11 protein-coding genes are annotated in these 15,031 nt (G+C 72.8%); 7 read left to right on the top strand and 4 right to left on the bottom strand.

All coding sequences use genetic code 11. The annotated features are described in order from the left end of the window. Positions 1-45 precede the first annotated feature (45 nt). The 7 genes from wecB (at position 46) to J8J14_RS17595 (ending at position 12,236) form a co-directional block, all read left to right on the top strand. A complete protein-coding gene (gene wecB, locus J8J14_RS17625) occupies positions 46-1,149 on the top strand; it encodes a non-hydrolyzing UDP-N-acetylglucosamine 2-epimerase (RefSeq protein ID WP_209380855.1) in 1,104 nt (367 codons plus the stop codon). Next, complete coding sequence (locus tag J8J14_RS17620; protein ID WP_209380854.1) at positions 1,146-3,800, top strand: glycosyltransferase family 4 protein; 2,655 nt, start codon at positions 1,146-1,148, stop codon at positions 3,798-3,800. Before wecB ends, J8J14_RS17620 begins: the two co-directional genes overlap by 4 nt. An 18-nt stretch (positions 3,801-3,818) precedes the next feature. Beyond that, positions 3,819-5,741 (top strand): polysaccharide biosynthesis protein, encoded by a 1,923-nt coding sequence (locus tag J8J14_RS17615; protein WP_209380853.1) that lies wholly within the window; start codon positions 3,819-3,821, stop codon positions 5,739-5,741. Positions 5,742-5,840: 99 nt separating this feature from the next. Continuing rightward, complete coding sequence (locus tag J8J14_RS17610; RefSeq protein ID WP_209380852.1) at positions 5,841-7,175, top strand: nucleotide sugar dehydrogenase; 1,335 nt, start codon at positions 5,841-5,843, stop codon at positions 7,173-7,175. A gap of 189 nt (positions 7,176-7,364) precedes the next feature. Then, positions 7,365-9,455, top strand: a complete 2,091-nt coding sequence (locus J8J14_RS17605; protein ID WP_342452481.1) for a VTT domain-containing protein — start codon at positions 7,365-7,367, stop codon at positions 9,453-9,455. A 10-nt stretch (positions 9,456-9,465) separates the two neighbouring features. After that, positions 9,466-10,194, top strand: coding sequence for an endonuclease/exonuclease/phosphatase family protein (locus J8J14_RS17600; RefSeq protein WP_245215909.1), 729 nt, complete (start codon positions 9,466-9,468; stop codon positions 10,192-10,194). 155 nt (positions 10,195-10,349) lie between these two features. Continuing rightward, positions 10,350-12,236, top strand: coding sequence for an SDR family oxidoreductase (locus J8J14_RS17595; protein WP_209380850.1), 1,887 nt, complete (start codon positions 10,350-10,352; stop codon positions 12,234-12,236). 84 nt (positions 12,237-12,320) lie between these two features. Here J8J14_RS17595 and J8J14_RS17590 read toward each other — a convergent pair whose 3' ends face one another. The 4 genes from J8J14_RS17590 to J8J14_RS17575 all read right to left on the bottom strand — a co-directional run bounded on the left by J8J14_RS17590 (position 12,321) and on the right by J8J14_RS17575 (position 14,907). Further along, complete coding sequence (locus J8J14_RS17590) at positions 12,321-12,662, bottom strand: NIPSNAP family protein (RefSeq protein ID WP_209380849.1); 342 nt, start codon at positions 12,660-12,662, stop codon at positions 12,321-12,323. Between the two features lie 87 nt (positions 12,663-12,749). Then, positions 12,750-13,115, bottom strand: coding sequence for a hypothetical protein (locus J8J14_RS17585; RefSeq protein WP_209380848.1), 366 nt, complete (start codon positions 13,113-13,115; stop codon positions 12,750-12,752). Between the two features lie 91 nt (positions 13,116-13,206). Then, positions 13,207-14,172 (bottom strand): glutathione S-transferase family protein, encoded by a 966-nt coding sequence (locus tag J8J14_RS17580; protein ID WP_209380847.1) that lies wholly within the window; start codon positions 14,170-14,172, stop codon positions 13,207-13,209. 135 nt (positions 14,173-14,307) lie between these two features. Continuing rightward, a complete protein-coding gene (locus J8J14_RS17575) occupies positions 14,308-14,907 on the bottom strand; it encodes a PEP-CTERM sorting domain-containing protein (protein ID WP_209380846.1) in 600 nt (199 codons plus the stop codon). Positions 14,908-15,031 lie beyond the last annotated feature (124 nt).

The following is a 15,031-nucleotide window of genomic DNA, read 5'->3' as shown; positions in this document are numbered from 1 at the left end:
CACGACAGCAGAAAGGGCCGGGGCATACCTCCCCGGTGGTGACGCGTGCTTCCTGAACTCCACCTGGTCGCCGCCGCGCGCCCGAACCTGCCGAAGCTCGCGGCCCTGATCCATGCCCTGGCGGAGGCCCCGCCCTTCTGCCGCCCGGTGCTGGTGCATACGGGCCAGCACCATGATGCCGCGATGTTCGGCGGCCATCTGGCCGATCTCGGCCTGGCGCCGCCCGATGTGTCGCTGGGGGTGTCCGGCGGCGGCCATGCGGGGCTGACCGGGCGCACCATGATGGCCTGCGCCGATCTCTGGGCCGCGCGGCGCCCGGCCATGGTGGTGGTGGCCGGGGATGTGGACGGCACGCTGGCGGCGACGCTGGCCGCCCGGAAGCTGGCGATCCCCGTGGCGCATCTGGAGGCCGGCCTGCGCTGCGGCGACCTGGACATGCCGGAGGAGATCAACCGGCGGGCGGTGGATGCGATCAGCACCCTTCTCTGGGCCCCTGATGAGGCAACGGCCGCGCGCCTCCTGGCCGAGGGGCATGACCCCGGCGCGGTGCGGGCCGTGGGCAACGCGATGATCGACAGCCTGCTGCGCGCCCTGCCCGCCGCCCGGGCCCGCCCGCTGCCCCCGGGGCTTGAGCCCGGTTGCTATGGGGTGCTGACGCTTCACCGGCCGGGAAACGTGGACGATCCCGGGGCATTGCGCGCCTTGCTGGATGCCGTGTCGCGCGCGGCACGGAGCCTTGCGTTCGCCTGGCCGGTCCATCCCCGCACCGCGGGACGCCTATCGGAATTCGGCCTCTCCGTGCCAGAAGGGGTCATGCTCCTGCCGCCGCTCGGATACCTGGATTTCCTGGGCCTTCTCGCCCATGCGCGCCTGGTCGCGACCGATAGCGGCGGCGTGCAGGAGGAGGCCTGGGCGCTCAACCTGCCCTGCCTTACCCTCCGCCCCTCGACGGAACGGCCGGTGACGCTGGAGGCCGGCACCAACCGGCTGGTGGCGCCCGCGCTGCTGCCCGGGGCCGTGGACGCCGTGATGGCGGGGGAGGCGCCGCGCGCGCGGCCCATCCCGCTCTGGGACGGGCGGGCGGGGGCACGCATGGTGGCGCATCTGGCGGAGCGGCTGAGCGCCGCGCATCAGGAGATCGCGGCATGAGCGGGACGCGCCAGGCCCCATCCAAGTCAGGACCCAAGGTCCAGCGGGCATCGGGTGACCATGCCGCAAAGGCGGCGGCCGCGCTGAAGCGGGCCGCGGCGCAGGACGCGCCGCTGGTGCTGATGCTCTCGGCCGCGCATCCGCCGGCGGATCTGCGCATCGTGGGCAAGGAGGGCGCGGCGCTGGCGGAGGCCGGCTGGCGCGTCACCCATCTCGCCCCCGCGCCGCTGCGGGGCGCCAGGGACGTGCCGCAGGCCATGGCGGGGGTGGAGATCGCCACCTATCCCCGCAGCTCCGGCTGGCTGGGCCGGATGCGGGGCGCCCGCGCGCTGGCGAAGCGCGCCATCCGGCTGAAGCCCGACGTGATCCACGCGCATGAGCCGGATAGCTGGTACGCCGCCATCCTGGCCGCGCGGCAGACCGGCGCCGCCGTGGTGCTGGACGTGCACGAGCACTATCCCTCGCGGCTGGATACGAGGCTGCCGGGCCTTTTCCGCGGCCTGGGCCGGCATGCCGTGCGGGCCGCCTGCCGCTGGATGGCGGAGCGGGCCGATGCCGTGGTGGTGGCCAAGGATGGGCTGGAGGACGCCTTCCCCGGGACCGAGGTGGTGCCGGTGCGCAACTACGCCGCCGCCGTGCCCGTGCAGCCGCGCGCCCATCGCCACGGGCCGGTGACGCTGGTGCATCTCGGCGCGCTGACGCGGGAGCGGGGCGCCTTCGAGATGCTGCGGGCCCTGGCGAAGTGCCCGGAGGGCACCCGCCTCTCGCTGATCGGGCGCTTCACGGATTCCTCCGAGACCGACTTCCTTTCCGAGGCGCGGCGGCTGGGGCTGGGCGGCGCGGTGGAGCGCCATGGCTGGCTGCCGCACGAGGCCGCGGTGAAGCTGGCGGCCGAGGCCGATATCGGCCTGGTGCTGTTCCAGCCCGGCCATGAGAACCACCGCCTGGCACTGCCGCACAAGCTGTTCGACTGCATGCTGGCCGGCCTGCCCGTGATCGTGCCCAGCTTCGCCGAGGAAGTGGCAGCGGTGGTGCGCGAGACCGGATGCGGCGTGCTGGTGGACACGGCCGACCCGGAGACGGTGGCCGAGGCGGTGCGCGCCCTTTCCGACCCCCATCTGCGTGCGGAAATGGGCGCGGCGGGCCGCGCCGCCGCCCTGGGCCGCTTCGGCTGGGCGGGCGAAGCCGACCGGCTGGTCCGGTTGTATCAAGAGCTGGCGCCATTGCCGGCCTCGCGGCTGGCCGGGCTGGAGGCAGGCCAGCCGGAGCCGCCTCTTCCGGCGCCCCCGCCGCCCTTGCTCCTGGACGCCGGGCGCGCGGCGGCCGCGACGCCGCAGCAGCCCCCGCCGGCTCCCGCCCTGGTGCCGGAACCGCCGGCGACGCCGCTTCCCGAGCCCGCGCTGCCCGCGCTGCCCGCGCTGCTCCAGCCTTTTCCGGCAACCTCTCCAGCAGCCTCTCCGGTCGCGTCGCTGGCACCTGCCGCCCCGCCTGCACCGGAGCCGCCGCGCGTTCTGGCCGCGCCTGCGCCGCCGGCACCCGCGCAGCCAGCACCCGCGCCGGCGGCATCCAACGCCGCCGTGCCGCCCCAGCCCGTGTCGCGCAATGCCGCCGAGGCCTTTGCGAGCCTTTCCGCCGCCATGCGCGGCGTGGCATCCCGGCCGGCGGATCCGGCCCCCGAGGCCTCATCCGCCGCGCCGCGCCTTCTGCTGGATGCCGCGCCGGAGGCGGCCGGGGAGGTTCCCGCCGCCCTGTCCAGCTTCTTCGCGCGCCAGGACGCGGCGGTGCCTCCGCCCCCGGCCACGCCGGGCGCCGCGCCTGCGCCGCGCCTCCTGCTGGATGCGGGGCTTTCCGCGGGACCGGCGGCTCCTGCCGGTGCTCCGCAGCTTGCCGCGCCGCCCGCGCCCGGCCTTCTGCCGATGGCGCCTCCCCCGGGCGTTATGGGAGAGGGCGCGCCGCGCCTGTTGCTGGACGCCGCGCTGGGCGATGGGCAGGCGATGCCTGCGGGGCTGGCCGCGCTGCTGGCCCGCAAGGAGGCCGAGGCGGCGCCCGGGCCGCCCCCGGTTCCGGCATCGCGGGATGAGTTGCCGCCGCCTTCCCAGGTGCTCGGGCCCCTTCCGGACGAGGCGGCGCTGCCGAGGCGGGAGCCTGCCGCCAGCCCGCCCACGCCCACCCTGGCCCTGGGATCCATGGTGCAGGCGCTGCGGACCGGCGCGCCGCCCGGGCCGCGCCCCGCCGCGCCGGCGGAGCCGGTCTTCGCCCTGCTGGCCGGGATGCGGGAAGCCGCGGGGGCGCCGCCCCCGCCGCCCCCTCCGCCGCGCCCCGCCCCGAAGGCGCCGGAGCTGGCCGGGCCTGCGCTGACGGGCCAGCCGATCCAGTTGCCGCCGGACGCGGATGGGCCGCGCCTGCTGAACGAGGCGGGGCTTTCGGGAAGCAAGGGGCTGCCCAGTTCCGTCGCCACCCTTCTGGCACGCGCGCCGGAGGAGCCGCCGGCGCCGCCCGAGCTGCCGCCGGTCACCTCCGATGTTCCGCTGGTGGAGGCGGGGCTGCGGCTGTCCGTGCGCCGGGCGCCGCCCGATCCGGTGCCGCCGGAATGGACCCTGCTGCAGTCAGGCAGGGCGACGGGCACTGAGGGAGTGGCGCCGCCGGCCTAGGGCCGCTAAGGGGGCGCCATGGCGCCACAGCGCATCCTCCTGAATCTTGGCCTGGACCTTGCGCTGGCGGCGCTGGCCCTGCCGGCCGCCCTCTGGCTCGCCGCCCCCGGGCAATGGCCCCCTATGGGCTGGTGGCCGGGCGGGCTGGCGGGTGCCCTGGCCGCCTTCGCCGCGGCGGCGCTGCCGCTGCGGCTGCCGCGGCAATACTGGCGCTATGCCGGCCTGCCCGATCTCCTGCCGGTGCTGGGGGCCTCGGCCCTGGCCGCCGCGCTGTTCTGGGTGGGGCTGCTGGTCCTGGGCGGCTGGCGCCCGGCGAACGCGGCCTTTCCGGTGCTGCATGCCGGGGTGATGGCCGCGCTTGTCGGCAGTGCGCGGCTGATGGGGCGGCTGCGCTCCGCGCATCGCGCGGGGCCGGGTTCCGACCTGCCCGCCCAGCCCGTGCTGCTGGCCGGCAGCGGCGATACGGCGGACCTGTTCATCCGCGCCCTGATCGCGCAGCGCGCGCCCGGCTACCGGGTGGAGGGCATCCTGGCCCCGCGCGCCCGGCAGCGTGGGCGGCGCATCCTGGGCGTTCCCATCCTGGGGGCAGTGGAGGATGCGGGGGCGGTGCTGGATGCGCTCCGGACGGATGGGCGGCTGCCGGCGCTGCTGGTGCTGACCGACCCCGCGCTCTCGGGCGCCGCGCTGGAATCGCTGCTGGACGCGGCGGACCGGCATGGCGTGCCGCTGCGCCGGGCACCGCGCCCCACCGCGCTCGATCCCGCCACGGCGCGGCCCCAGGCGCAGCGGCGGATGGACCTGCGCCCAGTTTCCATCGAGGAACTGCTGGACCGGCCGCAGGTGCCGCTGGACCGCGAGGGCATGGCGCGGCTGATCCAGGGCCGGCGCGTGCTGGTGACCGGCGCGGGCGGCACGATCGGCAGCGAGCTGTCACGCCAGATCGCGGCGCTGGGTCCTTCCACGCTCACCCTGCTCGATCATGGCGAGTTCGCGCTCTACGAGATCGACCTGGAACTCTCGGAGAGCCATCCGGGCGTGGCGCGCCGCCCCGTGCTGGCGGATGTGCGGGATGAGCCGCGGCTGCGGCGGCTGATGGAGGATATCCGGCCGGAGCTGGTCTTCCATGCCGCGGCGCTGAAGCATGTGCCGATGGTCGAGAACGACCCGCTGGAGGGGCTGCTGACCAATGTGCTCGGCACCCGCCTGATCGCCGATGCGGCGCGGGCGAATGGCTGCCGGGCGATGGTGTTCATCTCCACGGACAAGGCGGTGAACCCGACCAGCGTGATGGGCGCCTCCAAGCGGCTGGCCGAGATGTATTGCCAGGCGCTGGACGTCGCCGCGCGCCAGGGGGGCGGCATGCGCTGCGTGACCGTGCGCTTCGGCAATGTGCTGGGCTCCACCGGTTCCGTGGTGCCGCTGTTCCGCCGCCAGCTGGAGCGGGGCGGGCCGCTGACGGTGACGCATCCGGATATGCGCCGCTACTTCATGACGGTGCGTGAGGCGGTGGGCCTTGTGCTGCAGGCCAGCGTGATCGGCGCCGAGGACCGTGCTGACCAGCCGAAGGAGCTGGCGGATGGCGGGATCTTCGTGCTGGACATGGGCAAGCCCGTGAAGATCGTGGATCTGGCGCGGCGCATGATCCGCCTGGCCGGACTGCAGCCGGAGGTGGATGTGGAGATCCGCTTCACCGGGCTGCGCCCCGGCGAGAAGCTGTTCGAGGAGCTGTTCCACGGGCAGGAGCCGCCGCGGCCGACCGGCTTCCCCGGCCTTCTGGTGGCCACGCCCCGCACCGCGGATGCGGCGCTGGTCGGGCGCGCGATCGACGAGGTTTCGGCGGCCGCGCGGGGCGGGCAGGCGCGGCTGGCCCTGGCGGGCCTCGCGCGGCTGGTGCCGGAGTTCGAGCACGCCCCCAACGCCCCGGCGGCAGGGCGCGCCTGACGGGCTTGCGGCTTCGTTCCGCCTGGGCTTCCATGTTGTTCACGAAACGGAGAGCAACATGGCTTGGGGCCCTGCGCGCCCTGGCGCGGCCTGACCCGCATGGATGGTTCGGACCACCCGGCCCTGTGGCGTGAAGGGCTGATCGCCCGGCTTCGGCTCCGGACCGCGCGGATCGGCGTGGTGGGGCTGGGCTATGCCGGCCTGCCCCTGGCGCTGCGTTTCGCCGAGACGGGCTTCGCGGTGGAGGGATTCGACATCGATCCCGCCAAGGTCGCGGCCATCGGAGCGGGGCGGAGCCCGGTGCATGGCATCCCCGATGCGCGGGTGGCGGAGAGCGGGATGCGCGCCCATGCCACGGCGGAGGCGGCGGCGGGATGCGATGCGCTGGTGATCTGCGTGCCCACGCCGATCGGAACGCACAAGGAGCCGGACCTGGCCGCGGTGCGGGATACCCTGGCCGCGCTGGCGTCGTATCTGCGCCCCGGGCAGGCGATCGCGCTGGAGAGCACCACCTATCCCGGCACCACGGAGGAGCTGGTGCTGCCTGTTCTCGCCCGCGCCGGGCTCCGCGTGGGGGAGGATGCCTTCGTCGTCTACTCCCCGGAGCGCGAGGACCCCGGCAATCCCGATGGCACGGTGGCGCGGGTGCCGAAGCTGGTGGGCGGTGCCACCCCGGCCTGTCTGGCGGTGGGGGAGGCGCTCTACGCGCCCGTGGCGGGCAGCCTGGTGCCGGTCTCGTCCCTGGCCGTGGCGGAGCTGGCCAAGTGCTACGAGAACGTGTTCCGCGCCGTGAATATCGGGCTGGTGAATGAGCTGAAGCGCATCGCGCATGCCATGCGGCTGGACGTGCATGAGGTGATCGACGCCGCGGCGACCAAGCCCTTCGGCTTCATGCCCTTCCGCCCCGGGCCGGGGCTGGGCGGGCACTGCATCCCGGTCGATCCCTATTACCTGGCCTGGAAGGCGCGGGAGCTGGGCGTGCCGAGCGACTTCGTGGAACTGGCTGGGCGGGTGAACGATGCCATGCCCGGCTATGCCGTCGCACGGTTGCGGGATGCGCTGGACGAGCACGGCGTGACGCTGCGCGGGGCGCGCATCCTGCTGCTGGGCCTGGCCTACAAGCCCGGGGTGCCGGACACGCGGGAGAGCCCGGCGGTGGAGATCTTCCGCCTGCTGGAGGAGAGGGGGGCGATGCTCTCCTACCATGATCCGCTGGTGCCGCGCTTCCCCGCCACGCGCCGCCTGCAGGGCACCTCCCCCGATCTGGCGAGCGTGGCGCTGGAGGAGGAAATGGTGGCGGCGCAGGACGCGGTGCTGCTGGTCACGCCCCAGCCGGGGATGAATCTGGAGCTGGTGCGGCGCGCGGCGCGGCTGGTGGTGGATACGCGCGGCGCCCTGCGCGGGGCAGGGCCGGGGGTGGTGGTCGCCGCCTGAGCGGCCCGGCGGGTCGGGCGAGAATCCCGCGAAAACGGGTGTCGCCCGGGCAGCGAACGAAGCTGCTGCTCCTGCGTTAGCGGAACGATGCTGACCGAAGCGCCCCCCCTCGTGCGGCCCTCCCCTGCGCCTGCGCGCCCGGCCGCTTCCCCTGCCTCCCTCTTCGATCCGGGCCGGAATGTCTGGCGCGTGGCACGTGCCGGGCGCATGGCGGTGCTGGCGAATGGCGCCAGCTATTTCGGCGCGGTGCGCGAGGCCATGCGCAATGCCCGCCACAGCATCCATGTCGTTGGATGGGACATCGACAGCCGCACGCGCCTGATCGGCGATGTGCCGCCCGATGATGGGCTGCCGGTGGAGCTGGGCGCCTTCATCACGGCGCTGGTGGAACGGCGGCCCGGGCTTTCGGTGAAGTTGCTGCTCTGGGACTACTCGGTGCTCTATGCGCTGGAGCGGGAGCCGCTGCCGGCGCTGCATCTGCGCTGGAACACGCCGGATGCGGTGGAGCTCTGCCTGGACGACCAGACCCCCTTCGGGGCCTCCCACCACCAGAAGATCGTGGTGGTGGATGGAAAGATCGCCTTTTCCGGCGGGCTGGACCTGACCATCCGGCGCTGGGACCGCAGCGCGCATGACCCTGCCGATCCGCTGCGGGTGGATCCGGCCGGCCGGCCCTATCCGCCCTTCCATGACGTGCAGATGCTGGTGGATGGCGACGCGGCCGCCGCCCTGGCCGAGCTGGTGCAGGAGCGCTGGAACCGCGCCTGCGAGGAATGCCTGGACCTGCCTGTTTCACCGGCGGAGCCGGGGCATGATCCCTGGCCCGCCTCGGTGCGGCCCGATGTCCAGGGGGTCCGGATCGGGATCGCCCGCACCATGCCCGGCCATGGCGGCCTGCCCGAGGTGCGGGAGGTGGAGGCGCTCTATCGCGACATGATCGGCGCGGCGGAGCGCATCCTCTACATCGAGAACCAGTTCCTCACCTGCGGCAGGCTGGCGCGGGCGCTGATCCGCCGCCTGAAGGAGCGGCCGGAGCTGGAGGCGCTGATCGTCGCGCCCAGGACCCATCATACCTGGCTGGAGCACCGGACCATGCTGGCCGGCCGCATCCGCTTCATGCGCGCGATCCGCCGCGCGGGGCTGGGGGACCGGGTGCGGCTGGTGTTCCCGCATGTGACCAATGGGGAGGTGGAAACGGAAGTGATGGTGCATGCGAAGGTGATGGCGGTGGACGACCGGTTCCTGCGCGTGGCCTCCTCCAATCTCTGCAACCGCTCCATGGGCACGGATACCGAGTGCGACCTGGTCGTGGAGGCACAAAGCCCGGAGCAGGCGGCCGCCGTGGCGGCGCTGCGCGACCGGCTGATCGCCGAGCACACGGGCGTTTCGCCGGAGGAGGTGGCGGAGCGGCTGCGCGCGACGGGCTCCATCCTCCGGGCGGTCGAGGGGCTTTCGGCCGGGGGAAAGAGCCTGCGCGGCGTGGAGGATGGAGACCGCCCCGCCCGCGCCCTGCTGCCCGGGATCGAGCGCGCGGCGGATCCGCGCCGCCCGATCGAATCCGGGGAGGCGCTGGCCGATTACCTCGGCAGCCCCGACCTCGCCCCGCCTTCCGGCAAGCCCTGGCCGCTGCTGGCCCGGGCCGCGCTGATGCTGCTGCCCGTGGCGCTGCTGATCCTGCTGTGGAAGATGACGCCCCTGTCCGGCTACATGACGCCGGAGGCCATGCGGAACGCGCTGACGGCTGGCGGGGCCTGGGGGCCGGCGGTCTCGGTGGGGCTGTTCCTGCTGCTGGGCTTCGTGGCCTTCCCGGTGAACGTGCTCATCCTCGGCACGGCCGCGGCCTTCGGCACCTGGCCGGGCCTGGCCTATGCGGCGGTGGGCGCCATGGTCTCGGCCGCGGCCACCTATGGCGCCGGGCGGAAGCTGGGGCCGAACCTGCTGCGCCGCGTGCTCGGGCCGCGGATCAACCGGGTGAGCCAGGCGGTGAACCGCAACGGCATTCTCGCGGTGACGACGATCCGGCTGCTGCCGGTGGCGCCCTTCACCCTGGTGAACCTTGTGGCCGGCGCGATGCGCATCCGCTTCCTGGACTACATGGTCGGCACGGCGCTGGGCCTTCTTCCGGGCATTGCGCTGCTCTCCCTGGCGGGGGAGAGCCTCTCGCGCATTCTGGAGAACCCGACGCCGCGGAACATCGGGATCCTGCTGCTCGTGCTCACGGCCTGGGCGGCGGTGACCTGGGGGCTGCAGACCCTGTTCCGGCGCTTCCGCCGCGAGTAAGCCGCCCGGCATGGCGGAGCATGCCACCCTCCGGGCGATGACCTGGAACATCCATGGCGCTGTCTGCCGTTCCGGCCGGCACGACCTGCAGCGGGCGATCGACCTGATCCGGCAGCACGATCCGGATATCGTGGCGATCCAGGAGGTGGAGGGGCGCGGCCGGCCGGGCACGCAGCCCTTCGCCATGCTGCGGGAGGCGCTGGGCGGGCATGCGATGGAGGCGCCCACGCTCCATGCGGCGGATGGCTGCTACGGCCATATGCTGGTCAGCCGCTGGCCGCTGGAGCAGGGCGTGCTGCACGACCTTTCCGTGCCCGGGCGCGAGCCGCGCACCGCGATCACGGCCCGGGTGGAGACACCGGCGGGGCCGCTGCGGCTGCTGGCGACGCATCTCGGCCTGGGATTCCGGGAGAGGCGGATGCAGGCCGCCAGGCTGGCCGCCATCGCGCGCGCCACGCCGGATCCGCTGCTGGCCCTTGGCGACTTCAATGACTGGGAGCCGCATGGTCCGGTGGACCGGGCCTTTCTGGGCACGCTGCCCTCCCGCACCTTCGCGCGCACCTTTCCCGTGGGCAGGCCGCTTTTCGCGCTGGACCGGATCTATGCCCGCCCGCGCGCGGCCCTGCTGCGGAGCTGGACCGACAAGGCGGCGCGGGAAGCGTCGGACCATCTGCCGGTGATCGCGGAAGTGGCCATGGCGGAGCCAGAGGGGCGGGTGACACGGGCCCTCGTCGCGTAGCGGGCGGGGCTTGGGGGGCGGGCCGCCATCCTCCCGGGATCGTGCTGATCCCGCCCCGCAAAATGCCCGGCGGGGGCGCGGTTCCCGCGCCGGGCGCGGCGCGTAACCCTGGGGGGCTTCCGTCGTTGAGACCCCGAAATCCCAGGAACCAACCCATGCCCGCATTGAAGCTGAAGCCTCTCTCGGAACAGGTCATCGTCATCACCGGCGCCACCTCCGGGATCGGCCTGGCCACCGCGCGCGAGGCGGCGGACCAGGGCGCCGCCCTGGTGATCGCGGCCCGCAACGAGGATGCGCTGAACGCGCTGGCGGCCGAGATCCGCGGCAAGGGCGGGCGCGTGGAGCCCGTGGTGGCCGACGTGTCCCGGATGGAGGATGTGGAGCGGATCAGCGAGACCGCCATTGCCGCCTTCGGCGGCTTCGATTCCTGGTGCAACAACGCCGGCATCGCCCTCTATGGCGAACTGGAGGATGTGCCGCTGGAGGACCAGCGGCGGGTCTTCGACGTGAACTACTGGGGCGTGGTGCATGGCACGCTGGTCGCGACACGGCACCTGAAGGGCCGGGGCGGCGCGATCATCAATATCGGCAGCGTCCTCTCCGACCGCGCGATGGCGCTGCAGGGGCCCTATTCCGCCGCCAAGTTCGCCGTGAAGGGCGTGACGGAGAGCTTCCGCACGGAGTTCGACGCCGAGGGCTATCCGATCAGCCTGACGCTCATCAAGCCCGGCCCGATCGACACCCCGTACATGGAGCATGCCCGCAACCTGATGGGCACGCCGGGCGTGCGGAACCCGCCGCCGGCCTATCACCCGCGCGTGGTGGCGCGGGCCATCCTCTATGCCTGCTCTACGCCGGTTCGGGACCTGGTGGTGGGCGGCGGCGGATGGGTGGTTTCGGCCATGGGCCGCCTCGCCCCGAAACTGACGGACCTGATCATGAGCAAGATCGCCAAGCCCTCCCAATCCTCCGAGCAGCCGGGCCGTGAGCAGCGGCGCGACAACATGTACGAGCCGAGGGAAGACCTGGCCGAGACCTCCTCGCTCGACGGTCCGCCGCCGCGGCGCACCTCCTTCCTGCTGGAGGCGCAGATGAACCCGCTGGGGCCGGCCGGGCTGATGCTGGGGGCGGCGGCGCTGCTCGCCGGGGCGGCGCTGGGCGTCTACACGCTGCGCCGGCAGGAGCCCGCGCCGAAGCGCCTCTCCGACCGCGCCTGGCGGTATGGCCGGTCCCTGGCGCATGAGGCGCGGCATGGCATCGGTTCCCTGGGCGGCGGGGCGGGCCGGATCGCCCATCGCGCCTGGGACTATGCGGATCATGCCGGGCGCGGGGCACGCCCCTATCTGCGCCAGGCGCGGAAGGAGGGCGAGCGCTTCGCCGATCGCGCGCGCCGCTATGCTTCCTCCTTCTATGACGATGCGCGGGAGCGGGGCGACGACCTGTATGAGGGCGCGCGGGATCGTGGCCGCGCCTATTACCGCGACCTGCGCGGCCGGGGCGAGGACGCCTATGACGACGCGCGCGACCGTGGCTGGAGCCTGTTCGGCCGCGCCCGCGATCGCGGCGAGGAGGCGTATGACGAGGCGCGTGACCGCGGCTGGCACCTGTTCAAGCGCGCGCGCGCCGAGGGGCGCGACGCCTATGACGACGCGCGCGACCGTGGCTGGAGCCTGTTCGGCCGCGCCCGCGATCGTGGCGAGGAGGCGTATGACGAGGCGCGCGATCGCGGCTGGCATCTGTTCAAGCGCGCGCGCGCCGAGGGGCGCGACACCTATGACGACGCGCGCGACCGTGGCTGGAGTCTGTTCGGCCGCGCCCGTGATCGTGGCGAGGAGGCGTATGACGATGCGCGCGATCGCGGCTGGCATCTGTTCAAGCGCGCACGCGCCGAGGGGCGCGACACCTATGACGACGCGCGCGACCGTGGCTGGAGCCTGTTCGGCCATGCGCGGCACGAGGCGGAGCGGCGCGGCCGCCATGCGGCGGAGGAGGGCGAAAGCCTGCTGGAGCGCGTGAACGCCTTCCTCAAGTCCCGCCTGTAGGAGAGGCGGCGTTTTCGCCGGCGCCGAGCAGCGCCGGCGAAAACAGGGCGAGACGAGCGGGAAGGGCTGCCCTTCCCGCTTTTCCTATGCCTGCTGTCCGGCTTCGAGATGGGCCTTGTAGAATGGGGCCGGGGCGACGATGCGGTTCTCCATCTCCCGCAGCACGCCCAGCTCGGCGGTCTTCTTGAGGTAGGCCTGGAATTCGGGATCCGCTGCCATGGCGGCGCGGCGCTGCTCGCGATCCGCCTGGCTGTCATAGGCCCAGAGATGGACGACGCGGTTCAGCGGCCCTTCCACCGTGGTGTACCAGCCCAGGCAGCGGCCCAGGTATTTCTTCTGCAGCGGCCAGGCCATGGTTTCGTAGAGCTTCACGAACTCGGCCATGCGGTTGGGCTGGCAGGTGTAGATCCGCAGGTCCACGATCATTGGCGGTTTCCTTGTCGTCCATGCCGGGCTGGCGCCCGGCGCGGAGCAGGTTCACCGAGGGCCGGATCCGCGTCCAGGGTGCCGCGTTCAGCCCGATGGTGGCGGGGCGACCGGGAGGGCGGGGGCGAGCGGCTCGATCCGCAGCGTCTCGTTCCGCAGCAGCGCGATGCGTCGCAGCGCGGCACAGCGCGTGGACCCGTCCGGTGCGCGGCCGACGGCATAGAGCCAGGCGGTGAGCTGGCCATCGGCCACGAGCTTGCGGGCGATGCGCTCCACCTCCGGCCCGCCGCCAAGTGCGTTCAGCTCGGCGGTGGTGAGGCCGATCGTCACCTCGTCACGCGGGCTGACAACCTTGAAGAGACGGATGCCGGAATCCTGGGCCAGGGCGGGCGCGGCCAGCGCCGCGGCGCCGAGCGCGATCAGGAAGCGGCGGCTTGCGGTGTTGTGCTTCATGGGATCCTCCTCCCGGCCATCGGGAACTCTGCCGGGAGGAGGACGGGGCTTCCAAGATGCGCAAGGCGGGTCGGGACCGGCCTGCGGAACGCTATCCCAGCGCATCCCGCCCATGCGGGGCGGCGAGGTCCTGGATGGGGCCGAGGGGCACGATCCCGGTTGGATTGATGGAGGCGTGGCTCTCGTAATAATGGCGCTTCATGTGGCCGAAATCGCAGGTCTCGCCGAAGCCTGGCGTCTGGAACAGGTCGCGCAGATAGGGGAACAGCGCGGGATAGTCCGCGATGCGCCGCAGGTTGCACTTGAAGTGGCCGTGATAGACGAGGTCGAAGCGAACCAGGGTGGTGAAGAGGCGGATATCGGCTTCGGTCAGGCGTTCGCCCATCAGGTAGCGCTGGCGTGACAGGCGCCTGTCCAGCTCGTCCAGCATGTCGAAGAGCGGGCGGACGGCGTCCTCATGGGCGGATTGCGTCGTGGCGAAGCCGGCCTTGTACACGCCGTTGTTCACCCGGTCGTAGATCGCTGCGTTCAGCGCGTCGATCCCTGCGCGCAACTCCGGCGGATGGTGCTCGCCTGCGCCGAAGGCCTGGTCGAGCATGCGGATGATCTCGGCGGATTCGTTGTTCACGATCGTGCCGCGCCGCTTGTCCCACAGCACGGGCACGGTGACGCGGCCGGAATATCGCGGGTTCGCCGCCGTGTAGACCTGGTGCAGGAAGCGGGTGTGGTTGACCGTATCGGGGATGACGCCGGGGCCTTCCTCGAAGCTCCAGCCATCCTTGCCCATGCGCCAATGCACGACGGAGAGGGTGATCGCCTCCTCCAGCCCCTTGCGGGCGCGCATGATCAGCGCGCGATGCGCCCAGGGACAGGCGAGGGAGACATAGAGGTGATAGCGGCCCGGCTCGGCCGCGAAGCCGCCCTCGCCGGATGGGCCGGGCGAGCCATCGGGCGTGATCCAGTTCCGGAAGGCGCTGTCCTTCCGGATGAAGCGGCCGCCGGTGGATGTCGTGTCATAGCCCTCGTCCCGCCACTGGCCGTCCACCAGCAAGCCCATCGCATCACTCCTGATCGCCGGGAGTAACGCGCGGGCCGGGCATTCGTCCGCCCTGGCGCAAGGGCGCTCCCCCCGCCCGGACCCGCCGTTGCGGCGGATGTCCGATGGTGGGGCGGGGAGAGCGGGGGCGCTGGATCAGGCGACGTTTTCGGCGGGCTTGCGCCGGCGCAGCATGCCAAGGCCCAGCAGGCCGGCGCCGAGCAGGGCCATCGAGGCGGGCTCGGGGATGGCAACGGTGGTTTCGCCGGTGAAGCTGCAGGGCGCCGTCGTGCAGAGGAAGCCCGAGCTGAAGAGGCCCGAGAAGCTGGCGCCCGCGAGGGTGACGTCCAGGGAGAAAAGGGGGTTGTCCACGTTGATGCTGCCGAAGGGCAGGCCACCCGGCGCGGTGGTGATGGTCGCCGTGGCGGTGGTGCCGGCGGGGAAGGCGCCGGGCTGGAGGAAGTCCTGGTCGGACAGGGTGAGGCTGAAGCCCTGGATGACGGCCGAGACGAAGAGGGAGATGACCCCCTCGGCGCCGGTCACGGTCGCACCGCTGCTGTCGAGCGAATAGGAGAGCGTCCCGCCATTCGCGAAGGCATCGTCCGTCAGGACGGCACGGCCGGAGAAGGAGGCGGCGCTGGAGGGGGCCGGCGTCACCTGGTTGAAGGACAGGATGACGTCCGCATGTGCCGGAGCAGCCATGGAGAGCAGCGCAACCCCGGTCGTCAGTGCCAGGGCCTTCATGTTGAGCAGCATAGGGGCTCCTTCCTCGGTTCAGGCGCCGTGAGGCGCACGAACAGGAAGCAGCAACATCGGGGCCAGAGCTTTTTGCCCTTTTAGATCAAAGACCTATCGTATGACAGGCGAGTGTCAGCCGTAT

It is taken from the genome of Pararoseomonas baculiformis (genome assembly GCF_017813395.1).
GTDB classification, from domain to species: Bacteria; Pseudomonadota; Alphaproteobacteria; order Acetobacterales; family Acetobacteraceae; genus Roseomonas; species Roseomonas baculiformis.
The sequence above is the reverse complement of the archived record's forward strand: the minus strand, read 5'-3'. Positions and strand labels throughout refer to the sequence as shown.

What these genes read in the sequence shown, in the direction of transcription:
- J8J14_RS17610 (WP_209380852.1), top strand. Translation starts at nt 5,841, where the DNA reads ATGGATGGTTCGGACCACCCGGCCCTGTGGCGTGAAGGGCTGATCGCC.
- J8J14_RS17595 (WP_209380850.1), top strand. Translation starts at nt 10,350, where the DNA reads ATGCCCGCATTGAAGCTGAAGCCTCTCTCGGAACAGGTCATCGTCATC.
- J8J14_RS17620 (WP_209380854.1), top strand. Translation starts at nt 1,146, where the DNA reads ATGAGCGGGACGCGCCAGGCCCCATCCAAGTCAGGACCCAAGGTCCAG.
- J8J14_RS17585 (WP_209380848.1), bottom strand. Translation starts at nt 13,115, where the DNA reads ATGAAGCACAACACCGCAAGCCGCCGCTTCCTGATCGCGCTCGGCGCC.
- J8J14_RS17580 (WP_209380847.1), bottom strand. Translation starts at nt 14,172, where the DNA reads ATGGGCTTGCTGGTGGACGGCCAGTGGCGGGACGAGGGCTATGACACG.
- J8J14_RS17615 (WP_209380853.1), top strand. Translation starts at nt 3,819, where the DNA reads ATGGCGCCACAGCGCATCCTCCTGAATCTTGGCCTGGACCTTGCGCTG.
- J8J14_RS17590 (WP_209380849.1), bottom strand. Translation starts at nt 12,662, where the DNA reads ATGATCGTGGACCTGCGGATCTACACCTGCCAGCCCAACCGCATGGCC.
- J8J14_RS17575 (WP_209380846.1), bottom strand. Translation starts at nt 14,907, where the DNA reads ATGCTGCTCAACATGAAGGCCCTGGCACTGACGACCGGGGTTGCGCTG.
- J8J14_RS17600 (WP_245215909.1), top strand. Translation starts at nt 9,466, where the DNA reads ATGGCGGAGCATGCCACCCTCCGGGCGATGACCTGGAACATCCATGGC.